The following is a 24,600-nucleotide window of genomic DNA, read 5'->3' on the forward strand; positions in this document are numbered from 1 at the left end:
GGTTTACGCCCGACACGGCGCATGGGGCAAGAGGCCCGGATCAGGCCAGGTCTCGGGCCGGGGCTCAGGTCGGGGCTCAGGTCGGGGCGATGGCGACCGAAACATCGGCAGGTTTGGCGTAATAGGGCGAGGATGTGACCAGAACCTGCATGCCGCTCGCGGCATAGGCGGCGGCATTGGCGGCGGTGATGCCCCCGGCCGCGGCCAGGCAGCCGGTCCAGCCCGCCAGCGCGCGGGCGGCGGCTTCGGCCTCCTCGGGGGTGAATTTCTCAAGCTGCAGCACATCGGCCCCGGCCTCGGCGGCGGCCTCGGCCTCGGTCAGGGTCTTGACCTCGACCACCACGCGGCGCTCGGGGCAGGCGGCGCGCAGCCGGGCGATCTGCGCCGCAAGCGCGTCCGGGCCGCCGAAGGCGCGGTGTTCGGGAAACAGCAGCACCGTGTCGGACAGCCCGGTGCGGTGGATCTCGGCGCCGCCCGCCACGACGGCCTTCAGCGACAGCGCGCGGGTGCCGGGCACGGCCTTGCGGGTACAGGCGATGCCGATGCCGGGGGTCACGGCGCGGGCCGCGCCGACGAGGGCGGCGGTGGCCGATGCCACGCCCGAGGCCCATTCGGTCAGGGTCTGCGCGACCTTCCAGCCCAGAAACAGCGCCTCGGCCGGGCCGGTGGCTTCGGCCAGCAGCGTGCCCGCCGCGACCGGCGTGCCGCTTGGGGCCGCGATCTCGGCCCGAGCGCCCAGAAGGGCGAAGATCCGCGCGGCCTCTTCGCTGCCGCAGACGGTCATCGGCCCGCGTGCGCGCATCGTCAGTTTGGCCCCGGATGCGCCTAAACCGAGGCTTCGGGTGGTCAGATCGCCATAGGGGGCATCCTCCTTCAGAAGGCCAAGGAGGGTGGCGTCGTCGAGGGGCAGCATGGCAATGGTGTCCTTTCCCTGGGGGGCTGGCAGAGCGTCATGGCCCAGCGTGGCGAGGGCCGCGCCGGGCAGCAAGGTCCGGGGCCGGCCAACAGCGCGCGCGACCGCGTCCGGTGCCTTGCCTGCCGCGTTGCGCCCGTGCGGCGGGCGTGGCGTGGGGACGCGCGACCGACGTCTGTCGAGGCGCGGTCCTCACCCCCGGCCCTCAGCGAAGGCGGGCGGCGGCGGCGGGGGGCGCCAGCACGGCCGAGGGGGCGGGTTCGGCCAGCGCCACGGCCTTGAGCCGCGCGACCACCAGCTCGCCCGGTTTCAGCGCCAGCCGGTCCCAGGATTTCAGCGAGACCCGCGCCAGAAGGGCCGCCCCCCGCCCGTCGGGACCAAGACGCAGGCGCACGGTGATCTGATGGTCGCCCGCGGGCTCGGCGCCCTCGATCCGGGCGGGCAGGGCGTTCAGGATCGTGGTGTCGAGCGGCGCATGCCGCCCGAGGCTGACATCGCTCGCGGGAATGCGCAGCCGCCGCGTGCGGCCGGTCGGCCCCAGATCGCCCGGCACGACGACCACGCCGCCCGGCACCCGCACCTCGGAGAGGCCGTATTTCGTATCGCGGCCCACGACCTCGCCGTCGATCACGGCGGCGGGCTGGGGCATGTGGATCAGGGGCAGCTCCGGATCGGCCAGCATCTCGGCCAGGGGCCCGGCGGCGCGGACCCGGCCCGCCTCCATCAGGACCAGGGTGTCGGCCAGTCGCTCGACCTCGGCGATGTCATGGCTGACATAGAGCACCGGGATCGACAGCGCGGCATGCAGCCGTTCGAGATAGGGCAGGATCTCGTCCTTGGAAAACCGGTCGAGCGCCGAAAGCGGCTCGTCCATCAGCAGCAGTTCGGGTTGGGACAGCAGCGCCCGGCCGATGGCGACGCGCTGGCGTTCGCCGCCCGACAGCATCCGGGTCGGGCGGTCGAAGAGGGCCGCGATGCCCAGCAGATCGGCCACCTCGTCCTCGCCGATCCGGATCGGTCCCTTCACCCGGGAGAGCCCGAAGGTCAGGTTGGCGCGAACCGAGAGATGCGGGAAAAGGCTCGCCTCCTGAAAGACATAGCCGATGGCGCGGCGATGGGTCGGGCGGAACTGCCGACCGTCCTGCCAGGTTTCGCCATTCACGCTGAGGCGGCTGGCCGGCAGCCGCAGAAGCCCCGCGATGGCGCGCAGCACGGTGGTCTTGCCACAGCCCGAGGGGCCGAACAGCGCGGTAATGCCCTCGCCCGGGGCGGTGAACTCGGCCGCCAGCGCAAAGCTGCCCAGCTGGCCGCGAAACTCGGCCTCGATCATCGCCGGCCTCCGTTCAGGCGCCGCTCGATCAGCATCATCGCCAGGATCACGACGAAGGACATCGCCAGCATGCCGCCCGCCAGCACATGGGCCTTGGGCCATTGCAGCGTCTCGACATAGTCGAAGATCGTCACCGACAGCACCTTGGTCCGGCCCGGGATGCCGCCGCCGATCATCAGCACCACGCCGAATTCGCCGACGGTATGGGCAAAGCCCAGGATCGCGCCGGTCATGATGCCGGGGCTTGCCAGCGGCAGGGCGACGCTGACGAAGGCGTCGAGCGGGGCTGCGCGCAGCGTCGCCGCGGCCTCCATCGGGCGCGGACCCATCGCCTCGAAGGCGTTGCGGATCGGGTTCACGACGAAGGGCAGGGAATAGATGACCGAGCCCAGCACGAGCCCGGTGAAGGTGAAGGACAGCTGCCGCCCCAGCAGGGCGGTCAGCGGGCTGTGCGGCCCCATCGCGATCAGCAGATAAAAGCCCAGCACGGTCGGCGGCAGCACGATCGGCAGCGCGACCACGGTGGCGACGATCTCTTTCCAGAGCCCGCCGCCCCGCGCCAGCCACCAGGCCAGCGGCGTCCCCACCAGCAGCAGCACGACCGTCGTGATGCCCGCGAGCCGAAGCGTCAGCAGGATCGTCTCGATCATCGCCGCGTCGAAGAGGGGGGACGCCGTCATCGCCTAGTCCTCGGTGCCGTAGCCGTATTTCCCGATGATGGCGAGCGCCTCGGGGCTTTTCAGGAAGTCGATATAGGCCTTGGCGGCCTCGCTGTCGGCGCCCTTCGCCAGCAAGACTGCATCCTGACGGATCGGGGTGTAAAGGTCCTGCGGCACCAGCCAGCGCGACCCGGTCTCGTCGGCGATCACCTGCGACAGCGCGACGAAGCCCACCGGCGCGTTGCCGGTCGCGACGAACTGATGGGTCTGGCTGATGCTCTTGCCCTGCACGATCTTCGGTTCCAGCGTCTCGTAAAGCCCAAGCGCCTTCATCGTCTCGACCGCCGCCGCGCCATAGGGGGCGGTTTCGGGATTGGCGATGGCGACATGGGTCAGGTCGGGATTTTCCAGCGCGGCCGGGCTGTCGTCGATGGCCTCGGGATCGGTGCTGAACAGCACGAGCTTGCCGACCGCGTAGGTGAAGCGGCTGCCGGGCACGGCAAAACCCTCGGCCTCGGCCTTTTCGGGGCGGGCCTGGTCGGCGGCCAGGAAGACCTCGAAGGGCGCGTCCTGGGTGATCTGGGTGTAAAGCTGGCCGGTCGAGCCGAAGCTGTAGGTGACATGATGGCCGGTCGCGGCTTCGAAGGCCGCGCCGATCTCGGTCGCGGCATCGGTGAAGTTGGCGGCAACGGCGGCAATGGTGTCGGCGGCGCGGGCCGGGGCGCTCAGGGCAAGGGCTGCCAGAAACGCCGCAGAGCCCGCGCGCAGGGCAGTCAGACGGAAGGTCATGATGGGTCCTTTCATGGATGAAGACGGGGCCGGGTGTCGGGCTGGTTTTCGGGCCGGGTCACGGCATGGCGACGATCACATGACTGGCCTTGAACAGCGCGGTCGCGGTGCTGCCGACGGCGAAGTCGAGCGCATCGGCGCTGGTGCGGGTGATGATGGCGGTGATGGTCTTGCCCTCGCCCAGATCGAGGGTGACCTCGCTGTTCACCGGACCGTCCTCGCGCGCCGAGACGGTGCCGGTCAGCCGGTTGCAGGCCGAGATGTTCGCGGGCGCCTCGCCCGCGGCCAGCATCACGAAGGTCGCCTTGATCAGCGCGAAGACCTCGGACCCTTCGGCCAGCCCCATGTCGGTGGCGCTGCGTTCGGTGATGACGGCGGTCAGCGTGTGGCCGTCGGTCAGCGCCATGTCGACCTCGGTACTGACGGCGCCGGGCGTGATCCGGGTCACGGTGCAGCGAAACGTGTTGCGGGTACTCGTTTGCATCATCAGGCTCCAAAGTGTGTTCACCGCGCCGCCCGGCGAGGTCTTCAATCCTGTGTCGATGGCGGCCAGCGCCTTGCCGAGCGAGGCTTCCAGCATGGAAAAACAGGCGATCAGGGCATGGCCCGCGCGGGTGACGCGCGCGCCGCCGCCGGTCCGGCCGCCCGGCGCGGCCTCGACCAGGGGCCGGGCGAAGAGGTTGTTCATCGAGCCGACCGCGTCCCAGGCCGCCTTGTAGGACAGCCCCATCTCGCGCGCGGCGCCCGCGATCGAGCCATTGGCGTCGATGGCCCGCAGAAGCCGGATGCGGTCGCCGCCGATCCGGGGGTCGCCTTCGCGCTGCAGCGTCAGGGCTGCCTTCAGGGATGGGTCCGACATCTGCCGGGCTCCTGTCGTCGCTGTGTTTCGCTATGTATAAAAGCGACATAACGGTGACGGCCGGAGCCTCGCAAGGCTGAACATTAACAAGTCAGACTTTATAGCGGATTTGCGGGGGCAGGGGCCGGATTGGCGCGATCTGTCGCAGCCAGGCGATTGGAATCCCGTCCAATTTCTGGGCGATGGCAGCGCTGGCGCCCAAAAGGGCAGCAAGGCGACGGGCGGCGGAGCGAGTCGCAGGCGCCTCGCCCGCTCTCCGCGTGGCGATGCCGCGTCGGCCCCGGGACCGAAGGCCGGGCCGGGCGCGGCGGGGATCAGAGGAACAGGAAGTCGTCGATCACGACGAGATCGCTGTCGACGCCGATCAGCTTGAGCTGGTTGCCGCCCGCGATCCGCACCACGGCATCGCCCGCGACATCCAGCACCTTCACATCGGTGGCGCTCGGCCCCTCGCCAAGCACGATCCTGTCGACCCCGACCTCGAAGTCCTGCACGCGGTCGTAGCCGGTATTGGCATCCAGCACGAAGCGATCCGCCCCGGCCCCGCCGCAGATCCGGTCGTTGCCCGGGCTGTCGCGGAAGGTGTCGTCGCCCGCGCCGCCACAAAGCTGGTCATCGCCCCAGGCGCCGTCGATCAGGTTGTTGCCGGCATTGCCGGCGATGACATTCGAGCGGCCGTTGCCGATGGCCGCCAGATCGTCGTTGCCCAGCAGGTCGAGCCGCTCGATCTCGCGCCCGAAATCGCGCAAGGCCAGATCGACCGAGGCCAGCACCCGGTCGGTGCCGCCGTCCTCGAGCTCGACGACGCGGTCACCGGGATCGTTGACGACATAGGTATCGTCGCCCGCGCCGCCGACCATCAGGTCGGCCCCCGCGCCGCCGTTGAGGAAATCGTTGCCGTCATTGCCGTAAAGCGCGTCGCGGCCGTCCTCGCCGCGCAGCGTGTCGTCGCCGGTGCCGCCCGCCAGCGTGTCGTCCCCCTCGTAGCCCGCCAGAACGTCGTTGCCCGCGCCGCCGTCGAGCACGTCTTCGCCTGCATTGCCGTGCAGCCGGTCGCGGCCCGCGTCGCCCCGCAGAGCATCGTCGCCGTCGCTGCCGAAGATCAGATCGTCGCCGTCGCCGCCAATCAGTCGGTCGTTGCCGCCGTCGCCCTGCAGCATGTCGTCGCCGGCCCGGCCCACCAGCATGTCGTTGCCGTCATAGCCCGCGAGCGTGTCGTTGCCCGCGCGGCCGTCGAGATGATCGTCGCCCTCGTTGCCGTGCAGCGAATCGCTGTCCTCGCCGCCAAGCAGCGTGTCGTCGCCGGTGCCGCCGAACACGAGGTCGTCGCCGCCATTCCCGTCCAGCCGGTCAGTGCCGGCCTCGCCCCAGAGCGTGTCATCGCCCGAGCCCGCGTCGATCGTGTCATGGCCCGCGCCGCCATGGAGGGCGTCGTTTCCGCCGAGCCCCAGCAGCCGGTCGTCGCCGTCCAGCCCGTTCAGCCGGTCGCCGCCGCCCCCGCCGGTCAGCAGGTCCGCCTCCGCCGAGCCGTCGCTGAAGACCGGCGGCGCCGGCCTGTAGCCCAACGGTTCGCTCACCGCCCCGGCCCAGTCGGCGAGTGCGGGAATTGCGGCCGTGGTCCGGGCCATCACCAGCCGGATCACCTGATGATCCTCGCTCAGCGTCAGCCGCAGCGTGTCGCCCGTGATCTGCGGCGCCAGCGCCTGCCGCAGCCCGGTTTCGTAAAGCCGCGCCTCGGGGCTTTCGTCGACCCCGGGCGTGTCGGGCACCCCGTAGCGCGTGCGCCAGTCGGGGGCCAGCTCGGCGGTCAGGCTTTCGGCCCAGACATGGGCGAAACCGCCCGCGATGCCGCCAAGATCGAGCTGCGCCTCGACCGGCCCCCCCGCGCCAAGCGCGCCGGCCGTCAGGAAGACGACGATCCGGTCCTCGGCCTCGAACACGTAGCTTTGCACCGCCCCCGCCTCGGCCGCCTCGTCGGCGGGGGCCGACACCAGCCGGGTGCCGATCAGGCTTTCGCTCATCATCCGCATCATGTCGGCGGCGACGAAGGTTTCGAACCGGTCCGACAGATGCCCGGCATGGCCCATGTCGATGCCGTAGACCGCTCCCCGTTCAAGCCCGAGCGCGGCATAGCTGGCAAGCGTTTCCAGCAACAGCCGGGCCTGGGCCAACCCGTAGTCGCGTGCGGCAAGGCCCGCGTCTAGCGCCACCGCCTGCCCGTCGGGGCCGGTGACGACGCCGCTTTGCCAGAAGGTCTCGAAGCCCACGTCGCCGCGCGCGTCGAGGTCGATGGAGCCGGGGTCGATTTCCACCCCGAAAAGCCGCGCCCGGGCCGCGACATACTGATCGAGCGCCTCGCTCCGGGTCAGGCTGTCGACGGTCCAGGCGGACAGGAACAGCGTCGGCGCGGACCCGCCCGCCGCCTCGACCGCGTCGCCCCAGGCGGCCAGAGCCTCGGCCGCCGCCCCGGTGCGCTGATCGGCCCCGGCATAGTCGGGGGCAAAGCGGTGCACCACCAGCTCGTCGATCTGGGCCAGCGCAAGCGGGGTCATCCGGCCCCTGATCGCGGCGTCCTCGGCCGCCGTTCGGCCCGCCTGGACCGCGACAGACACGTCGATGAACCCGGGATTGATCGCGGCATCGAAGACCGCGCGCGACACCTCTTCGGCGGCGGCATTGGCAAGCCGGCCATAAAGCGCGGGGGCCTCGGCAAGGCTGTCCTGGGCGTAATATTCGTTGCCGAGTTCGAGGGTGAATTCCCGCGGCAACGGGCCGAATTCGCCGCCCAGAAGCCGCGCCATGAACCCGGCCACCGCGGCGCGCAGCCCGGCCTCGTCCCCGGCATAGGCCGCAAGCGGCAGGATCATCGAGAAGCTGGCATCGACCGCGCGGGCATGGGCCAGCATCTCGGTCAGCCCGGCGCGATGCGCGGCGGGGGCCACGAAATCGGCGAAGGCAAAGCCGTAGCGGTCGGCCCGGGTCTCGGCGAGCGTGCCGCCGGGCCATCGGATCGCCTGCAACCCCAAGGCCTGACAGGCCGCGTCGAACCGCGCGAGATTGTTGTAGGAAAGATAAATCCCGCCGAAGACATCGCGGTCCAGCGCGCCGGACAGAAAGCCGGTGCCGGTCTGCAGCGACAGGGAGACGGTGCGGTCGGGCATCGGGCGGACCTCCTCGCAGTCTTTTGCGGTCTAGCAGCGTGGGGCTGGGTTCGGATCGTGAAACGCGGAACCGCAGATTTTCCAGTCTTGCAGCAATTCCGCGGCCGGGCCGCAAGGCCGATCTTGCGGCGGCGCTCGGCCGGGCTAGACTGGGCGCATGGACACGCCCTCCGATCTCTGGACCGCCCGGTCTGGCCGCGACCGCGATGACGGGCCGGTGCCGGTCGTCATCGGCTGCGATGTGACGACGCCTGTTGGCACGGTTCTGCTGGTGCATGGCCGCAACGGCGCGCCGGACCAGCCGCAGATCGCCGAGATCGCCGAGGCCTATCTGGCGCGCGGCTGGCGCGTCGTGGCACCGGAACTGCCCAATTCCATCGCGCTGCCCGCCTCGGGGCCGGCCGACCGGCTGACCATGGACGGGCTGCGCCGGGCCGCGGCCGAGGTCATGGTCTGGACCCGCGCGCGCTGGCCGGACGCGCCGCTGGCGCTGGCGGGCCACAGTCTGGGCGGCTTCGCCATCGGCCATCTGGCCGCCGATCTGGGCGACCCGCATCATGTGCTGGGCGCCTCGCCGGTGCTGTCGGGGGCGCGGCTGCTGGCGGCGCGCGTGGCCATGGGGCCGCCTGCTGTCGCCGCGCTGGAGCGCGAGGTGCCCCTGATGCGCGCGGGCATGGAGGCCGAGGATGCCGCGCCCGCGCTGGCCCGGGTCGCGGCGCCCTTGGGCGTGATCACCGGGGCGGAGGACGGGATCGTGCCGCTGGCCGATGCGCGCGCCTATTTCAACGCGGCGCCGAACGGGCGGTTCTTCGGGGCGCTGCCGGGGCAGAACCATTGCCCGGCGGGCCCCGACGTGGCCGCGATGCTGGGCGTCGCGCTGGCCGCGCTGGGCGCGTGAGCGCGGGGCCGGACCCGGGCTGGGTTGCGGCCCGGCGCGGAGGGGCGGCGCGGGCGCTGCGCCGCGCGGTGTCGGCCACCGGGCTGTCGCGCCACCGCGCGGGCTTCGGCTGGACGGTGGTGCCCGCGCGGGGGTCGATCCTGGCCTCGACGCGGGTGGCCTCATGGGACCCCGAGCCCGATTATTTCCACCACTGGACGCGTGACGCCGCCATCGCGCTGGCGGCCGTGCCCGCGGCGATGGCGGCCGAGCCCGAGGCCGCGCCCTTCTGGCGGCAGGCGGTGGCCGATCACGTCCGCTTTTCGCTGGCGATCTCGGACCCCGACCGGCGCGGGCCGCCGGTCAACCCGTTGAAACACAGCGCGACCGAGGCCTTCCGGCCCTATCTGCGCCCCGATGCCGAACTTGCCGCCCTGACCGGCGCCGCCTGGTTGGCCGAGCCGCGCTGTGCGGCCGATGGCGGCCCCGATCTCGAACGCTGGGGGCGGCCGCAATACGATGGACCGGCGCTCAGGGCGGCGGCGCTGATGCGGCTGGGCGCGGCGATGCCCGAGGCGCGCGGCCCGGAGGCCGACCGGCTGATCGCGCGCGATCTCGACTTCACGCTGGCGATGGCCGGGGCGCCCTGCCTCGGCCCCTGGGAGGAAGAGCCCGTCCGGCGCAGCAGCTTTACGCTGATCGCGCAATGGGATGCGCTGGAGCTGGGAGCACGGCGCCTCGGGCGCCCCGATCTGGCCGAGGCGGCCGACAGGCTGGCCGATCTGATTGCCGAAGCCGCCGATCCGGTCTCGGGCGGCTGGCGCGAAAGCCTCGAGGCGACGCCGGGCTTGCTCGATGCCGCGACGGTGCTGGCGCTGGTGCAGGCCGGGCGGAGCGATGGCCCCTTTGCCCTGACCGCGCCCCGGACCCGGGCCACCATGGCGGCGCTCGAGACGCTGTTTGCCCGGCTTTATCCCGTGAACCATGGCCGCGCGGCCCCCGCGCTGGGGCGCTGTGCCGAAGATATCTTCTGCGGCGGCAACCCGTGGTTTCCGGTCACGCTGGGCTTTGCCGAGGCGCATTACCGGATCGCGGCGGCGACCGGCGACGCGGCCGAGTTCGGCCGCGCCGAGGCGTTGATGGCGGTGGTCGAAGACCTCGCGCCCGAGGGGGACGACCTGCCCGAACAGGCCGACCGCAGGACCGGCGCGCCAACCTCCTGCCTCGGGCTGACCTGGTCGGCGGCGGCCTTCCTGATGGCGGCGGCGGCCCGCGATCAGGCGCTGGCGGCCAGATAGGGCGCGGAAAAGCCCAGCCGCAACAGGCCCCGCCGGATCTCGGGGCGGCCCGAGACCAGCCGCCAGATCAGCCCCGAGCGGTGGTTTTCCAGCCCCACGACAATCGGGCCCTGATCGATGGCCAGACGGCTTTCCGCGACCCAGTCCCCATTCGGGCAGAAGGCATCGACAAAGCCCGCCTCGCCCCAGATCCTGTCGCCCAGATCGTCGTGCAGATGGCGCAGAACCGGCATCGCCTCGGCGGGGGCGTAGGGGAGGGACGAGAGCGCCGCCGTGGGGGTGATGACGCCGGTGTCATGGGTGGGCGAATGGGCGGCATAGCCCTTGGGGTCGTCGCTGGCCGTGAGGCCCCAGCACGCGGCGCCATAGCCCGTATGGCCCCTGGGGTTCGCCAGGCAATGGGCGCGGTTGACCAGCGCATGGGCGCGGGCCTGGGCGCCGTAATCGGCATAGGCGTCGGTCAGCCCGCGCGGGTCGATCCCGAGGAAGGGATATTGCGACAGGAACAGCGGCCCGCCCCAGTCGGGACCCAGCGGCAGGACCGTGCCATCATAGCTGCGGCCGTTGAGGAAGGTGGGCGTCCGGACCCAGCTTTGGTGATAGCTTTCGGGCGGGATCGGATGGGTGTCCGACCCGGCGCCCAGGACGAAGACCGGCATCGCCTCGTTCCAGCCCCGGATCGGCAGGGCGTTCGGGGCAAAGGGCCGGTCGGGATGGCGGTGCCACATCACCGCGCCATCCTCGCGCAGATGCGCGGCCCAGTTCACCGCGTCGAAAAGCGCCTCGATCCGGGCGCCGATCCCGGGGGCCTCGGTGAAGAAGGCGGCGGCGCCCAGCAGGCCGGTCATCAGGAAGGCGGTCTCGACCAGATCGCCGCCATCGTCGCCCGCCATGAAGGGCAGGACGCGCCCGGTCGCGCCATGCAGGAAATGCGGAAAGACCCCGTCGAAGCGGTCGGCGGTCTCCAGAAACCCCACCAGCCGTTCGACGCGGTCGAGGATCTCGCGCCGGGGGCGCCAGCCGCGCTCGGCCGCGACGATCTGGGCCAGAAGCCCGAAGCCGGTGCCGCCGGTGCAGACCGTGTCTTCGATGTCATAGCCGAAGGCCCCGGCGCTGCGTTCGCGGGCCATGCCGCTGACCGGATGGCTCCAGTCGAGGAAATACCCCGCCGTCGCCTGTGCGATGCGGTCGCGCAGCGCGGCATCGTCCAGGCCGCGGATCACGCCCGCCATGTCAGCTCTACCGGACGGGTGTCGCGGCTGTTCGGCCCGACATGCAGCACGATCCGGCCCGGGTCGCGGACCCAGCGCGCGGTTTCGAGCGAGGGCGCCAGCGGATAGCGCGCCAGGTCCGCCCCGATCTCGAAGACGAGCTCGCGGGCCTCGCCCGGTGCCAGATCGACCTGGCGGAACGCCACCAGATGGCGGGCTGGGCGGGTGATCCGCGCCTCGGGGTCGGACAGGTAGACCTGAACTGTCTCGGTCGCGGGGCGGGGGCCGGTATTGGTCAGGGTCACGCTGAGGCGCACCCGGTCCTCCGGCCCGGCATCGGTCGCAGACAGGCGCGGGGGGGCGTAATCGACCTCGGTGTAGGACAGACCGAAGCCGAACGGGTAGGGCTGGCGGTCGCCCGGCAGATCCAGCCAGCCGGTGCGGAACTTGACGAAGCGTCCGGTCCAGGGGCGGCCGGTCGGGTCCTCGGCATGGCAGACAGGGGTCTGGCCGGGGGCGGCGGGCAGGGTGACGGGCAGCCGCCCCGAGGGCTCGGTGCGGCCGAAGATCAGATCGGCGACGCCCTCGGGCCCGGCGATGCCGCCATGCCAGGCGTAAAGCAGCGCGCCGCAACGCCCGTCCACGCCATCGAGCGCTAGCGCCCGGCCCGCGAAGACCGCGACGACCAGCGGCGTGCCGGTGGCGGCGAGCGCGTCCAGCAGGCGGCGCTGCGGCGCGGGCAGGTCGGGGCAAAGCCGCGACGAGGATTCGCCCGCATGTTCCTTGGCCTCGCCCAGCGCCACCACGACGATATCGGCCGTCTGCGCGGCCGCGACCGCCTCGGCCAGCATCTCGGCCTCGGGGCGGGGGTCGCGGGTCACGGTGACGCCATGGACGTTCAGCCGGTCGATCAGCCAGTCCTCCTCGACCAGATTGCAGCCCGGGGCATGGGCGGGCGGGTGTCCGGCGATGGCGGTCATGGCCTCGAAAAGCGGCGTCACGTCGGCGGCCCGCCCCGAGACGGCCCAGGTGCCCAGCATGTTCGCCCGGTCCCGCGCCAGCGGCCCGATCAGCGCCACCCGCGCGCCGGGGGCAAGTGGCAGGAGCCCGTCGTTTTTCAGGAGTACCGCCGAGCGTGCGGCGGCCTTGCGGGCCAGCGCCCGGCCCTCGGCCCGGTCGGGCGCGGCGGGCGTGCCGGTCAGCCCGCGCCAGGGATCGTCAAGCAGCCCGAGCCGCGCCTTGAAACCCAGCACCCGGGCACAGGCGCGGTCGATCAGGGCGCGCACCCGCTCGGCCGGGACGGACAGCCCGGCCTCGGGCGCGTCGAGCCCGGCCTCGGCCAGGGCGGGCAGATGGGTGAGGTAATCCTCGCCCACCATGTCCATGTCGATGCCCGCGGCCAGCGCGCGCAGCACGACGGTTGCCGGGCTGCCCAGCCCGTGGGCGGTCAGCTCGCGGATGCCGGTATAGTCCGACACGACCAGCCCGTCGAAACCGGTCTGGCCGCGCAGCCAGCCCTCGATCAATGGCTCATGGGCATGCATCGGCAGCTTGTTGACGGCGTTGAAAGCGGCCATGACCGAGGCCGCGCCCGCCGCCACACCTTGGGCGAAGGGCGGCAGGTAGATCTCCAGCAGATCCTCCCAGGCCAGCGAGGCATTGTCGTAGTCGCGCCCCGAGAGCGGCGCGCCATAGGCCACGAAATGCTTGAGGCAGGCCGCGACCCGGCCGGGCGATGCGGGGTCGTCGCCCTGCAGGCCGCGGGTCATGGCGGCGGCGATGGCGCCCGCCAGATGCGGGTCCTCGCCCGGGCTTTCGGCCATCCGCCCCCAGCGCGCGTCGCGGGAGACGTCGATCATCGGGGCATAGACCTGATGCAGCCCCTCGGCCGAGGCCTCGGCGGCGGCGAAGGCGGCGGTCGCCTCGATCAGCGCCATGTCCCAGCTCGCGGCCAGCGCGATCGGCAGCGGAAAGACGGTGCGGTGGCCGTGGATCACGTCTTCGGCGAAGAACAGCGGGATCTTCAGCCGCGAGCCCGCCAGAGCCCGGTCCTGCAGGCCCCGGGCCGAGGCCAGCGACTTGGTGCCGAAGATCGCGCCGACCTGTCCCGCATCGAGCCGCTTGGCCAGCGGCGTTGCGGTGGCGGCGCCGGTCACCAGGCCTTCGCCCGCGGCCAGCAGGTTCAGCTGGCCGATCTTTTCGGCCAGCGTCATCTGCGTCATCAGCCGGTCGACGGTCTCGCCGCCGCGTCTGCGGTCCATGCGCATTCCCCCTTGCGCCGGTGGCCTGCCCGGCTACTCCGCGGCGTGGCGGGCGGCGGCCAGACCCGGCGCCAGCACCGGACGGACCTGTCCGACGCCCCCCGCAATGTCGAGCACCGCGGCATAGAAGGGGCGGCCGTCCGGGTCGTAGGGCGCGGTTTCGCCATGCAGTACCGCGATCACCGCGGTCCGTGGCAATTCCTCGCACAGCGCGTCGTGGAAATCTACCGCAGCGTTTGCGTCAAGCGCCGAGGTCGCCTCGTCTAGCAGCAGGATATCGGGGCGCGTCAGCAGGATGCGGGCCAGCACGAGGCGCTGTTTCTGCCCGCCCGACAGCACGGTGCGCCAGGTCTTGCCGTGATGCAGGTCGTGATGGAGCGAGGTGATGAACTGCCCCAGCCCGGCCCGGTACAGGACGCGCGCGACCACCAGATCGCCGTGCTTCTCGGGAGCTTCGGGGTAGCAGACCAGCGTCTTGAGGCTCATCCGTTCGGGCAGGTCGGGCTCTTGTCCCGCAAAGAACATCCGCGCGCCCCCGGCCAGCGAGACCCGGCCCTCGCCATAGGGCCAGAGCCCGGCCACGGCCTTGAGCAGGCTGCTTTTGCCGCAGCCATTGGCGCCGCGCAGGTAGATCCGGTCGCCGCGCCCGAGCCGCAGGCGCGGCACGGTCAGGAAGGGTTCGGCATCGTGGCCGCGATGGCACAGCGCCAGATCCCGGATCTCGACCAGCGCACCCCGGGCGTCGCGGCGCCGGTCGAAGCGGCTGATCCCGGTCTCGGCATAGAAGTCCTGGCGCGCGCGAACCCGCTCGACCGCGCGGGCCAGTTCGGTCAGCCGCCCGGCATTGGCGCGCAGCGTCGCAATCTCCGGCATCACGTTGATGAACCACGAAAGATCGCCGATCAGCCCGGCGGTCAGCTCGCTGCTGGCGGCGAAGGTCTTGAAGCTCATATGCCCGGCCATGAAGGCGGGCAGGGCGGGCAGATAGGCCAGCAGCCGGTGCGACAGGAAGTTGTAGAGATCGGTGAACAGCATCATCGCCGCGCCCAGCCCGTTCTGCCGGCCCCAGGTCCGGTCGAGCGCTGCATAAAGCCGGGCGTTGATCCGGCGCTGGGCGCGTTCCCCGCGCGAGGCGGCGATCTGCCCGACCCGGTGCAAAAGCCCGCCCAGCTCGCCCCGCCAGGCGCCGTCGCGGCGCTGGCGCTGCAGCTTCTGGCGTTCGAGGATGCGCCCGAGCCGCCAGGCGATCCAGGTGATCGCGGGCACGTAAAGCAGGATCAGCCCCGCGACCAGCAGGGCCGTGCCATGGACGCCGGGCACCAGATCGACCCGGGCGGCGAGGGCGGGGCCGACCTGGGCCTCGATCCAGGCATTGGCCGAGGCGCCCCAGCGGTCGAGCTGCGGCACCGGCTGGCTGCGTTCGAGGATCGCGGCCGAGACGAACCAGACCGAGGTGATCGCGCCCCAAAGCCCCATGGTCAGCCCGATCAGCCCGCCGTAAAGCCCGATCGAGCATTCGTCGATCCGCTGGTCGATGGCATCGGGCAGGCGGGCGCCGCGCTCGGTTTCGCTGCGGTCGCTCATCAGATCGAGCGCGATGCGTTCGTCGGCCAGGATCGCCGCGTCGAAGCGGCCGACCAGCCAGGCGCGGGCGCGGCGGTGAAGCGTCGTGGACAGGAAGTGGCGACAGGCGACGCCGCAGGCCCGCGCGGCGTAGATCCCGACAAGCGCCGCGGCGGCGGTCAGCAGCAGCTCGGCCGGATCGACGCCCGCCTCGGCGCGATGGAAATTGGCAAGCGCGGCGAGGAAATCGGCGCTGGAGGTCGCGACCCAGACGCTGGCCTTGCTCAGAAGCGTCGTCAGGCCGAAGACCACGATGGTCAGGACCCAGGCCTCTTTCCAGCGGGAGGAGACCCAGTAGGCTGTCACCAGCCCCCAAAACCCAGTCAGTTTACTCACAACCGCTCTCGCCTCGTTCGCGCGCACCTTCCCCGCGACGTGCCAGCCCCTTTCAGGCGGCCGCCCGGACAAGACGCCCTTGATTGTTTGTGTGACGCGAGGGGGGCCGGATGGCTCACCTTTCCGAATGCGCCGCGATAACTGTCGGCGAAAAGCCGCCGAAAGTCCAAAAAATTCTCTCTTCGAAACGTGGATAATTCCCTACCCGGGGGCAGGGTGGCCGTCGTCGCGACCGGCCGGGGTCGCGCGGGCGCCGGGTCGGTCGGTCCCGGAGAATCTGAAATGACTTATTTGCAAGTGGTTAGATGTGGGTGATTTGAAATGGCCGGATGATTCCAATTCGGTGAAGATGTTGCTTATTTATCGCGTTCCGGTTGTCAATGGTGATTGCCGCCGCAGTCGGGGGCTTGACGCCTTTTGCGGGCCCGGCTGGCGACCGGTCGGGCACAAAGACCCGCAGCGCGCGACCGCTGGCCAATCCTGCGCCAATCCTGCGCCAATCCTGCGCCGGTCGGGAGGGACGTGGCGGGGCCGGGACGCGGCGGGCGCGTCCCGGGGCTCGGGCGTCAGATCGACTTGAGATATTCCAGCAGGGCGCGCTTGTCGGTATCGCTCAGCGTCGTGCCGTAGTCATGGCCGCAGCGGCTGTTGCCGGAGCTGATCTGGTCGCAGCCGGTGGTCTCGATCACATGATCGAAGGCGGTCTGCCCGGCGGCCATGCCGACCGCGTCGATGTCATAGGCGGGGCCGGGCGTGAAGGCGGCGGTGCGCTCGGCGGGCGGGGTCAGCAGATCGCGCAGCGTGGGGACCGAGCCGTTATGCAGATAGGGTGCGGCCGCCCAGATCCCGTCCAGCACCCGGGATTCGTAGGCGCAGGCCGGGGCCGCCGTTTCAAGCGTGACGCCGTCCGGTCCGCTGGACGGGAAGGCGCCGCGCAGGTCGTCGAACCTGCCCATGAAGTCCGCGTCGTTGGCAAGATCGGCGCGGGCCGCCGAGGCGAGGTCGCTTGTCGGGCGAAAACCGGTGGCATGCTGGATGATCGCCCCGATCACCGACAGCCCGAGCAGGTCGAAGGCGGCGGCCTCGGCGCCGAGCATCTTGCCCGACAGCGGCACCTTTGCGCCCTCCAGAACGCCGGTCTTGGCGGTGCGGGTCAGGATCTCGCATTCGCGTTCGTCGGTCCCCGCAGGCAGGATCGGCGTCGCCCAGGTCGAATGGAAGATCGACCGGAACGCGCCCTGTCTCTTGCCATGGCACTCGACGCAGCCGCCCTGGTCGGTCGCGCGGTCGAAGACGGTGCGGCCCTGCTCGGCCAGATCCTCGTCCAGCGCCCAGGGCCAGCGCGGCGCGCCGATCTTCCAGATCGCGTCCTCAAGCGATTTCAGCCCCTCCCAGTTCGCCGAATTGTCGGTGACATAGTCGCGGTCGAACAACAGCCCCGGTTTTGCCGTCGGGTGGAACTCGCCGAAGACGCCATAGACCTCGCCCAGGTTGCGGGCGAGCCCCAGAAGGTCGTTGCCATTCTCGGCAAAGCCCGGCCATTGGGTCATGTCCTGACGCGCCGCGTTCCACAGGAACGGATAGCGCGTGGGCGCATCGGCGATCAGGATGTTCTCGGGGATCAGATAGGCGTCTTCGGGCGCCCCCAGATCGAGCCCGGTCAGCCGGTTGAAGATCATCGACACCGCATCGAGCCGGGCCGGACCCCAGGCCGGATCGGGCAGCGAGCCCGCGATGAGGGTGTGAAACCGCTTGCTCCAGATCTCGAGCTCGGCACGCAGGTCGGCGCGGTCGCCATCGCCGCCCGCCACCTTGTCGGCGAAGGCGTCGAAGGCCGCGTCATCGGCCAGCACCGCCAGCACCGCGGCGTCGAGATCCGCGAGGAAGCTCTGGAAATCGACAATGGCCGGGCCGCCGTCGATCCGGTAGGCGGTGCCGCCGACCTCGATCTGGCGGGTATGGCAGGCGGCACAGGTCATGCCGATGGCGGTGCCGTCGGGGCTGTCATTGGTGGTGAAGCCGACCGGCAGGGTCGCGTCGTCGTCGCGGTCGGGCATCGGCAGATAGCCGTAGCGCGCCAGACTGTCCGCCAGGAACGGCGTCCCGTCGGGCCCGGTCAGCGCCTGCATCCAGGCCAACGGCATGATCCGCGAGCCCTGATCCTGGGTGTAGAAGGCCGAGCGCAGCGCGCCGGTCCAGCTGTCGCCCTGATCGACATAGACGGTCTGGGCCCCGAGGGGGGCTGCGGCGGACAGAAGGAAAGCGGAAAAGACGGATCGAGCAAACATTTGGTCCTCCCAAGGTAGAATGCTTTCGATCCTCTCATTCCTTGCGTGTGGTTTCCACAAGTTTCCGCTACGTCAAGAATAGCGCCGTCGGGCCGGGCCTTGCGTCAGGGGGCGGCGGTCCCGGCCCCGGGCTGGGCGCTGCCCGGTTCGGCGACGATCTGCACGACCCGGCCGAAGACCGGCAAGGGCGTGGCCCCGTCGCCGATGCCCAGCACCCCAAGCCGCGCCAGCCGCCCCTGCAACAGCGCCTCGATCCGGGTCAGGGCCTCGGGGTCGAGCTGGTCCAGCACGTCGTCCATCACCAGCCAGTCGGGACAGCGCAAGAGTGCCCGGGCGAAGACCAGACACTGCTTGTCGCTCTGGCCCAGAAGCTGGTCCCAGCGCCCCGATTCGCCCAGCGCGGCGGCCAGATGCCCAAGCCCCACCGCGTCGAGCGCCGCCACCATCTGGTCATGGCCATAACGGTCGGCCGGTTCGGGGTAGCACAGCGCCAGATCGAGCCGCCCCGGCGGCACATAGGCCCGGGTCGGCAGGTACATCACCCGATCGGGCGGCGGCATCGCGATGCGCCCCTCGGCCCGGGTCCAGAGCCCGGCCAGCGTGTCGAACAGCAGCGTCTTGCCCGACCCCGAGCCGCCATGCAGCAGCACCCGCTCGCCCGGGGCGACGGTGACGTCAGGCGGATCGAGCCGAACCCCCACATGCGGGGTCACGACATGGAGCCCCGCGATCTCGATGCGGCCCGCGTCCTCGCGCCGGTCGATCCGGGGGCCGTCCGCTTCGGCCGCAGCTTCGGCGCGGTCGACCGCCAGCACCGCGCGGTGAAAGCTCGTGACCCGGAACAGCGTCGCGCGCCAGGTTGCGATCACGGCGAAATTGCTGACGAACCAGCGCAGCGACCCCTGCACCTGAGTGAAGGCGCCTGCCACCATCATCAGCTCGCCGATGCTCATGTCCGAGGTGAAATAGAAAGGCGCGGCCACCAGGATCGGGGCGACCAGCGTGAACCAGCCATAGCCCGCCGTCACCCAGGTCAGGTTGGCGGTGGCCAGGATCACCGCCTCGACGATGCCGACGACGCCCGCGAAGCTGGTTTCGATCCGCGAGGTTTCGGCCCGCTCGCCGCGTTCGAGCGCGATCCGCCCGGCGGCCTCGCTGATCCGGACCAGATCGAAGCGCAAGACCGCCTCGCGGGCGGATTCCTCGGCCCGAAGCGCCACCAGCGGCCGGCCGACGCGCCAGCTGAGCCAGGAGGCCGCGACCGCGTAGAACAGCGCGCACCAGACCATGAAGCCCGGGATTTCATGGCTTTGGCCGCCGAAACTCAGGCTGAACCCCTCGGATTTCTGCCAAAGGACGCCGATGAACGACCCCAGAAGCAGCGTCGCCTGAAAAAGCCCGATCCCCAGCGCCGCGCTGAGATCGGCCAGCTGGTCGACATCGGCCTGCAACCGCTGATCGGGGTTCTCGCCGATCTTGCCCGCCCGCGACAGCCGCAGCGCGCGGCCCGGCGCCATCCAGTCGCGCACCAGCGCCCGGAAAAGCCCGCGCCTCAGCGTCAGTTTCATGGTCTGGTCCAGCCAGAGCTGGCTGACATTCAGCACCAGAAGGATGCCCGCCAGCACCGCGAAGACGCCAAGCTGGGTCACGAAGGCCGCCATGTCCTTGCGGGTGAGGGCGTCGTAGAAGGGCTCGTTCCAGGCGTTCAGCCGGATCTGCATATAGGCGGTCAGCCCGATCACGCAGACCAGCGCCGCGACCAGAAGCGCCGCCCGCCGCCCGAAGCCCGAACTGCGGAACAGACCCAGCGTGTCGCGGATCTGTGCCGACAGCCGCTCGGGCGGGGCCGCCGTCGCGGTCCGCTCAGCCAAGGTCCTGCGCCCGTCCATGGGGGGTCTTGCTCACCTGCGATCTCCTCTGGGTCGGGTCCGCTCGTGCCTTTTCCGATACGGGCGGCGGGCGGGGTTCGCAAGCGTCGGTCGCGTCCGGCGGGCGCCGGGCGCCGGGGGCTCAGCGCGCGAGCGTCAGCAACGCGTCGAGGTCCAGATCGGCCTCGATCTCGTCGGCCAGACGGTCGAGCGCGGCCTCGACCCGGTCGGGGCCGGCCTCGGCGGCGGTCGCGCCCATCGCCGCGAGCCAGGCTGCGCGGAACCCGTCGGCGCCGAAAAGCCCGTGCACATGGCTGCCCCGGATGCGGCCATCGGCCGAGACCGCGCCTTCGGGCTGGCCGTCAAGCCGCAGCCAGGGCCGGTCGGTTCCCGGCCCCGAGACGCGCCCGGCATGGATTTCATAGCCGGTGACGCGGGCGCCGCTGATCGCATCGCGCGTGTCGACCGCAACGAGCCGCTTGTCGCCGGTCATCACCGTCTCGATGTCGAGAAGCCCAAGCCCCGGCGTTTCGCCCGGCGGTCCCTCGATGCCTTCGGGGTCGCGCACGACACGGCCGAGCATCTGATAGCCCGCGCAAAGCCCCAGCACATGCCCGCCCCGGCGCAGATGGGCGCGGATGTCTATGTCCCAGCCCTCGGCCCGAAGCGCCTCGAGCGCGGGCCGCGTGGTCTTCGACCCCAGCAGGATCACCGCATCCGCATCGCCCGGCACCGGCTGGCCGGATTTCAGCCAGCGCAGGTCCACGTCGGGCTCTGCCGCCAGCGGGTCGAGATCGTCGAAATTGGCGATCCGGGGCAGTTCGGGGACCGCGATCACCAGCCGGCCGGTCCGGCCGCCGCGCCGCCCGAGTCCCAGCGAATCTTCCTCGGGCAGGGCGCGCGCGGCCTCGGACCAGCGCAACAGCCCCAGCACCGGCCAGCCGGTCTCGGCGCGGATCTCGGCCGCGGCAGGGGCGAAGACGGCCGGATCGCCGCGGAATTTGGTCACGATGACGCCCGCGACCCGCGCCCGCTCGGCCTCGGTCCAGAGCCGGTGATGGCCGATGGCGGCCGCGGTCACGCCGCCGCGCGACTCGTCGCCCAGAAGGATGGCGGGCAGATCGGCGGCCTCGGCCAGCCCCATGTTCGAGATATCCTGCGGGCGCAGATAGCGTTCGGCCCCGCTGCCCGCGCCCTCGACCAGCACCAGATCATGGGCCTCGGACAACCGGTTCAGGCTGGCCACGACCTCGGCCCTCAACGTGGGTTTCAGCGCCTGATAGGCGCTGGCCGACTGCCGCCCCAGCACGCGGCCGCGCAGTACGACCTGGCAGTCGATGTCTGTCTCGGGCTTCAGCAGCACCGGGTTCATGTCGACCGACAGGGCCACGCCCGCCGCGCGGGCCTGCAGCGCCTGTGCCCGGCCGATCTCGCCGCCATCCGCCGTCACGGCAGCGTTGTTCGACATGTTCTGCGCCTTGAAGGGCGCGACCTTCAGCCCGCGCCGGGCATAGGCGCGGGCCAGCCCCGCGACCAGCAGGCTTTTCCCCACGTCCGAGCCGGTGCCCAGGACCATGAGCCGCCGGGCGGTCATCGGGCCAGCGTCAGCAGGGCATCGAGATCGAGATCGGTCTCGAGCTGGTCGGCCAGCGCATCCAGCGTCGCCTCGATCCGCGCGGCATGGTCAAGCCCCGAGGCGCGGCCCCCCATCGCCGTCAGCCAGTGCCGCCGGAACCCGTCGGCGCCGAAGATCCCGTGCACATAGCAGCCCATCACCCGCCGGTCGGCCGACAGCGCGCCCTCGGGTTGGCCGTTCAGCATCAGCCACGGCCGCTCGAGCCCCTGACCGCGGGTCACGCCCATATGCATCTCGTAGCCGGTGACCCGGGCGCCGCTGACGGTGTCGAGCGCGTCGACCTCGGCCAGCCGCTTTTCGGGGCCGATCTCGGTCTCGATGTCGAGAAGCCCCAGCCCCGGGGTCTCACCCGGCGGGCCTTCGAGGCCCTGCGGGTCGCGCACGGTGCGGCCCAGCATCTGGAACCCCGCGCAGATGCCCACGACCCGTCCGCCGCGGCGCAGATGCGCCAGGATGTCGATGTCCCAGCCATTGGCGCGGAGCGAGTCGAGCGCAGGCCGCGTGGTCTTGGACCCCGGCAGCAGCACGACATCGGCCTCGGCCGGGATCGGCTCGCCGGGCCGGACCCAGCGCAGATCGACGTCCGGTTCGGCCGACAGCGGGTCGAGATCGTCGAAATTGGCCATCCTTGCGATCAGCGGCACCGCGATCACCAGCCCGTGCCCGCCGCCCGAAGCGGGCCGTTCCAGCGCCAGCGCATCCTCGGCGGGCAGGCGCGAGGCCGCGTCGAACCAGCGTGCGACCCCCAGAAGCGGCCAGCCCGTGATCTCGGCGATGCTGCGGCAGGCCGGGTCGTAAAGCGAGAAATAGCCGCGGAACTTGTTCACCAGAAAGCCCGCGACGCGCGCCCGCTCGGGTTCGGTATGCAGCAGCCAGGACCCCACGACAGCGGCCATCGCGCCGCCCCGGTCGTTATCGGTGACCAGCACCACCGGCAGGTCGGCGGCCTCGGCAAAGCGCATGTTGGCGATGTCGCTCTTGCGCAGATAGGTCTCGGTTCCCGAGCCCGCGCCCTCGACCAGCACCAGATCGGCCTCGGCGGCGATGCGGTTGAAGCTGTCCATCACCGCGGGCAGGAGCTTCGGCTTGAGTTCGTGATAATGGCGCGCGGGCCAGTTGCCGAGCGCGCGGCCCCGCAGCACCACCTGCGAGCCGACCATGGCCTGGGGTTTCAGCAGCACCGGGTTCATGTGGATCGAGGGGGGCAGGCCCGCCGCCCGGGCCTGCAGCGCCTGGGCCCGGCCGATCTCGCCCCTCGGGGCTTCGCCGTCGGGGCCGGGGGGCAGGTCGCTGTCGGCGGCAACGGCGGCGTTGTTCGACATGTTCTGCGCCTTGAAGGGCGCCACCTTCACGCCCCGCCGCGCATAGGCGCGGCAGAGCCCGGCGACCAGCAGGCTCTTGCCGACGTCCGAACTGGTGCCCTGGAACATCAGCGCCTTCGCCCGGCGCGGCGGGGCAGGATCGAGCATCGGCACCGAAATCTCGGGCATCGGCGGCGCGGCGTCGTCGGGGGGCAGGTCGGAAGGCGGGCTCGGGGTCCTGTGGGATGTCATCGGGGCTCCTGCGGCGTTCGGCAGGGGTGTCGGACGGGGCTTTCCGGATGTCAAGCGCGGCTCAGAACTCGACGCCGGGCTGGCCCTTGATGCCCGACCGGAACGGGTGCTTGACCAGCGTCATCTCGGTGACCAGATCGGCCGCCTCGATCAGCGCCTCGGGGGCGTTGCGGCCTGTCAGCACGACATGGGTCAGGGGCGGCTTCTCGGCCTGGAGGAACTCCACCACGCGGTCGGCATCCAGATAGCCGTAGCGCAGCGCGATGTTGATCTCGTCCAGCAGCACCATGCGGATGGCGGGATCGCGGATCAACTCTTTCGCCTTTTCCCAGCCCTTTTCTGCGGCGGCGATGTCGCGGGCGCGGTCCTGGGTTTCCCAGGTAAAGCCCTCGCCCATGGCATGGAACTGGCAGAGATCGCCGAAATGCGAGGTCAGAAGCCGCCGCTCGCCCGTGTCCCAGGCGCCCTTGACGAACTGGACCACGGCGCAGGGCATCTGATGGGCGATGCAGCGCAGGATCATCCCGAAGCCCGAGGAGGACTTGCCCTTGCCGGTGCCGGTATGCACGAGGATCAGCCCCTTCTCGCCGGATTTCCCGGCCATGATCTTGTCGCGCGCGGCCTTCTTCCTGGCCATCTTGGCGGCATGGCGGGCGTCGTCGGCAACGGTATCGGCGGTCTCGTCGGTCATGGGGGCTCCTTGCGCGTGTCGGGGACAGCTTAGCGGGCGGGGGCGCGGCGTCAAACCCGGGCCGCGCGGCGGTCGTGCCGATTGACAAGTCCCGAGCCGCTTGCCATGACGAAGCCGTGACCGGTTCGCCCGGGCCCCGAGGGTCCGGACGTGAAAAGGGAACGCGGTGCGCCCCCGCAAGGGGCAAGTCCGCGGCTGCCCCCGCAACTGTAAGCGGCGAGCACGGCTGAGAACGCCACTGGGGATACCCCCCGGGAAGGCCAGCCAAGCTGAGACCCGCAAGCCAGGAGACCTGCCGGCCGCCCGTTTCCCCGCAAGGGAGGCGGTTTCCACCGGACGCCGGGGTGCGCGTCTGGCCCGGATCGGCCGCGTTGCGACCCGTTCGAGCCTCTCATCCCCTCGTCCTTTCACCCGCGGCCTGTCCGGCCGCCCCTGTTGAAAGGCAACGACCTTGATCTTCCACGGCAATCTCGTAACCGCCGCGCTGGCGCTGACCCTCGTTCCCGGGGTGGCCGCCGCGCATTTCCAGCTGGCCTATACCGAAGAAAGCCTGATCGACGCGCCCGGCGACGTGCCGGTCAAGCTGATCTTCTGGCACCCGCAGGAAAGCGGCCCGGTCATGGACATGGGCGAACCGCTGGAATTCTACGCCATCCATCGCGGCGAGAAGATCGACCTTCGCGCGACGCTCAGCCAGACCGTCTTTCGCGGCCCGCTGAACGAGGCCGTCGCCTGGGATGGCAGTCTGCCGGTCAAGCGGATGGGCGACTATGTGCTGGTGACGGTGCCCGCGCCCTATTACGAGGACTCCGAGGATATCTACATCCAGCAGATCACCAAGACCTATCTCAATCGCGGCCAGATGCCGACCGACTGGGACAGCCCGCAGGGGCTGAAGGCCGAGATCGTGCCGCTGGTCAAACCCTATAACGTGATCGCGGGCTCGACCTTCACCGGGCGGGTGCTGTCGGCGGGCCAGCCTGTCGCGGGCGCCGAGATCGAGATCGAATACATGGCGGCCGAGCCCGACATGGCCACGGGCGCGCCCAAGCCCGCGACCGCCGGGCCGTTGCCGGGGGGCGCGATCGTGGCCGTGTCGGACGAGAACGGCTATTTCACTTTCGGCGTGCCCAAGGCGGGCTATTGGGGCTTTGCCGCGCTGGGCGTGGGCCCCGATACCGCGTTCGAGGGCAAGGAGCTCAGCCAGGATGCGGTGCTCTGGATCCGCGCCTTCGATCTGAAATAGG

At 70.9% G+C, this 24,600-nt stretch carries 17 protein-coding genes and 1 riboswitch; of the genes, 3 read left to right on the plus strand and 14 right to left on the minus strand.

The genetic code is table 11. From position 1 onward, the window contains the following. Nucleotides 1-76: 76 nt before the first annotated feature. From modD to BYZ73_RS23990, 6 genes are all read right to left on the minus strand, one after another. A complete protein-coding gene (modD, locus tag BYZ73_RS07125; RefSeq protein WP_112315419.1) occupies nt 77-913 on the minus strand; it encodes a ModD protein in 837 nt (278 codons plus the stop codon). A 205-nt stretch (nt 914-1,118) separates the two neighbouring features. Beyond that, nucleotides 1,119-2,243 carry a molybdenum ABC transporter ATP-binding protein gene (gene modC / locus BYZ73_RS07130; RefSeq protein WP_112315420.1) on the minus strand — a complete coding sequence of 375 codons (1,125 nt, stop codon included), beginning with the start codon at nt 2,241-2,243 and terminating at the stop codon, nt 1,119-1,121. Further along, nucleotides 2,240-2,923, minus strand: coding sequence for a molybdate ABC transporter permease subunit (gene modB / locus BYZ73_RS07135; protein WP_075785554.1), 684 nt, complete (start codon nt 2,921-2,923; stop codon nt 2,240-2,242). The genes modC and modB overlap by 4 nt, the downstream gene beginning before the upstream one ends. Nucleotides 2,924-2,926: 3 nt before the next feature. Continuing rightward, entirely contained in the window at nt 2,927-3,706 is a 780-nt protein-coding gene (modA, locus tag BYZ73_RS07140; protein WP_245943074.1) for a molybdate ABC transporter substrate-binding protein, read from the minus strand. A gap of 43 nt (nt 3,707-3,749) precedes the next feature. Beyond that, nucleotides 3,750-4,550, minus strand: coding sequence for a TOBE domain-containing protein (locus BYZ73_RS07145; RefSeq protein WP_108024888.1), 801 nt, complete (start codon nt 4,548-4,550; stop codon nt 3,750-3,752). Nucleotides 4,551-4,864: 314 nt separating this feature from the next. Then, nucleotides 4,865-7,711 (minus strand): calcium-binding protein, encoded by a 2,847-nt coding sequence (locus tag BYZ73_RS23990; protein ID WP_112315421.1) that lies wholly within the window; start codon nt 7,709-7,711, stop codon nt 4,865-4,867. A 157-nt stretch (nt 7,712-7,868) separates the two neighbouring features. Here BYZ73_RS23990 and BYZ73_RS07155 point away from each other — a divergent pair, with 157 nt between their 5' ends. Continuing rightward, nucleotides 7,869-8,609 carry an alpha/beta hydrolase gene (locus BYZ73_RS07155; RefSeq protein WP_112315422.1) on the plus strand — a complete coding sequence of 247 codons (741 nt, stop codon included), beginning with the start codon at nt 7,869-7,871 and terminating at the stop codon, nt 8,607-8,609. Next, nucleotides 8,606-9,886, plus strand: coding sequence for a glycoside hydrolase family 15 protein (locus BYZ73_RS07160; RefSeq protein ID WP_112315423.1), 1,281 nt, complete (start codon nt 8,606-8,608; stop codon nt 9,884-9,886). Before BYZ73_RS07155 ends, BYZ73_RS07160 begins: the two co-directional genes overlap by 4 nt. Here the strand turns inward: BYZ73_RS07160 and BYZ73_RS07165 are convergent. The 8 genes from BYZ73_RS07165 to cobO all read right to left on the minus strand — a co-directional run bounded on the left by BYZ73_RS07165 (nt 9,865) and on the right by cobO (nt 23,353). Continuing rightward, nucleotides 9,865-11,109, minus strand: coding sequence for a glucoamylase family protein (locus BYZ73_RS07165; protein WP_220086803.1), 1,245 nt, complete (start codon nt 11,107-11,109; stop codon nt 9,865-9,867). The two genes, BYZ73_RS07160 and BYZ73_RS07165, sit on opposite strands and share 22 nt — an antisense overlap. Further along, on the minus strand, nt 11,106-13,358 hold the full coding sequence (locus BYZ73_RS07170) for a glycoside hydrolase family 3 N-terminal domain-containing protein (protein WP_181497985.1): 2,253 nt from the start codon (nt 13,356-13,358) through the stop codon (nt 11,106-11,108). Before BYZ73_RS07170 ends, BYZ73_RS07165 begins: the two co-directional genes overlap by 4 nt. Before the next feature lie 33 nt (nt 13,359-13,391). Then, entirely contained in the window at nt 13,392-15,317 is a 1,926-nt protein-coding gene (locus BYZ73_RS22365) for an ATP-binding cassette domain-containing protein (RefSeq protein WP_146746264.1), read from the minus strand. A gap of 566 nt (nt 15,318-15,883) precedes the next feature. Further along, nucleotides 15,884-17,605, minus strand: coding sequence for a di-heme-cytochrome C peroxidase (locus BYZ73_RS07180; RefSeq protein WP_112315426.1), 1,722 nt, complete (start codon nt 17,603-17,605; stop codon nt 15,884-15,886). A gap of 104 nt (nt 17,606-17,709) precedes the next feature. Next, nucleotides 17,710-19,476, minus strand: coding sequence for an ABC transporter ATP-binding protein/permease (locus BYZ73_RS07185; protein ID WP_181497986.1), 1,767 nt, complete (start codon nt 19,474-19,476; stop codon nt 17,710-17,712). Nucleotides 19,477-19,615: 139 nt separating this feature from the next. Then, nucleotides 19,616-21,067 (minus strand): cobyric acid synthase, encoded by a 1,452-nt coding sequence (locus BYZ73_RS07190; protein ID WP_112315428.1) that lies wholly within the window; start codon nt 21,065-21,067, stop codon nt 19,616-19,618. After that, the gene (locus tag BYZ73_RS07195; RefSeq protein WP_112315463.1) at nt 21,064-22,578 is read right to left on the minus strand and encodes a cobyric acid synthase; all 1,515 of its coding nucleotides are present in this window, start codon (nt 22,576-22,578) and stop codon (nt 21,064-21,066) included. Before BYZ73_RS07195 ends, BYZ73_RS07190 begins: the two co-directional genes overlap by 4 nt. Before the next feature lie 145 nt (nt 22,579-22,723). Continuing rightward, nucleotides 22,724-23,353, minus strand: coding sequence for a cob(I)yrinic acid a,c-diamide adenosyltransferase (cobO, locus tag BYZ73_RS07200; RefSeq protein WP_112315429.1), 630 nt, complete (start codon nt 23,351-23,353; stop codon nt 22,724-22,726). Nucleotides 23,354-23,457: 104 nt separating this feature from the next. Further along, nucleotides 23,458-23,667: riboswitch (cobalamin riboswitch) on the plus strand. 137 nt (nt 23,668-23,804) lie between these two features. On the opposite strand from cobO, the gene BYZ73_RS07205 reads away from it, so the two are divergent. Next, on the plus strand, nt 23,805-24,599 hold the full coding sequence (locus BYZ73_RS07205; protein WP_245943075.1) for a DUF4198 domain-containing protein: 795 nt from the start codon (nt 23,805-23,807) through the stop codon (nt 24,597-24,599). Nucleotide 24,600: the final 1 nt, after the last annotated feature.

It is taken from the genome of Rhodovulum viride, assembly GCF_003265965.1.
In the GTDB taxonomy this organism is placed as follows: Bacteria; Pseudomonadota; Alphaproteobacteria; order Rhodobacterales; family Rhodobacteraceae; genus Rhodovulum; species Rhodovulum kholense.

Coding starts and splice junctions, on each gene's coding strand:
- modB (WP_075785554.1), bottom strand. CDS start 2,923: ATGACGGCGTCCCCCCTCTTCGACGCGGCGATGATCGAGACGATCCTG.
- BYZ73_RS07195 (WP_112315463.1), bottom strand. CDS start 22,578: ATGCTCGATCCTGCCCCGCCGCGCCGGGCGAAGGCGCTGATGTTCCAG.
- modC (WP_112315420.1), bottom strand. CDS start 2,243: ATGATCGAGGCCGAGTTTCGCGGCCAGCTGGGCAGCTTTGCGCTGGCG.
- BYZ73_RS07155 (WP_112315422.1), top strand. CDS start 7,869: ATGGACACGCCCTCCGATCTCTGGACCGCCCGGTCTGGCCGCGACCGC.
- BYZ73_RS07190 (WP_112315428.1), bottom strand. CDS start 21,067: ATGACCGCCCGGCGGCTCATGGTCCTGGGCACCGGCTCGGACGTGGGG.
- BYZ73_RS07180 (WP_112315426.1), bottom strand. CDS start 17,605: ATGTTTGCTCGATCCGTCTTTTCCGCTTTCCTTCTGTCCGCCGCAGCC.
- BYZ73_RS07145 (WP_108024888.1), bottom strand. CDS start 4,550: ATGTCGGACCCATCCCTGAAGGCAGCCCTGACGCTGCAGCGCGAAGGC.
- cobO (WP_112315429.1), bottom strand. CDS start 23,353: ATGACCGACGAGACCGCCGATACCGTTGCCGACGACGCCCGCCATGCC.
- BYZ73_RS23990 (WP_112315421.1), bottom strand. CDS start 7,711: ATGCCCGACCGCACCGTCTCCCTGTCGCTGCAGACCGGCACCGGCTTT.
- modD (WP_112315419.1), bottom strand. CDS start 913: ATGCTGCCCCTCGACGACGCCACCCTCCTTGGCCTTCTGAAGGAGGAT.
- modA (WP_245943074.1), bottom strand. CDS start 3,706: ATGAAAGGACCCATCATGACCTTCCGTCTGACTGCCCTGCGCGCGGGC.
- BYZ73_RS07170 (WP_181497985.1), bottom strand. CDS start 13,358: ATGGACCGCAGACGCGGCGGCGAGACCGTCGACCGGCTGATGACGCAG.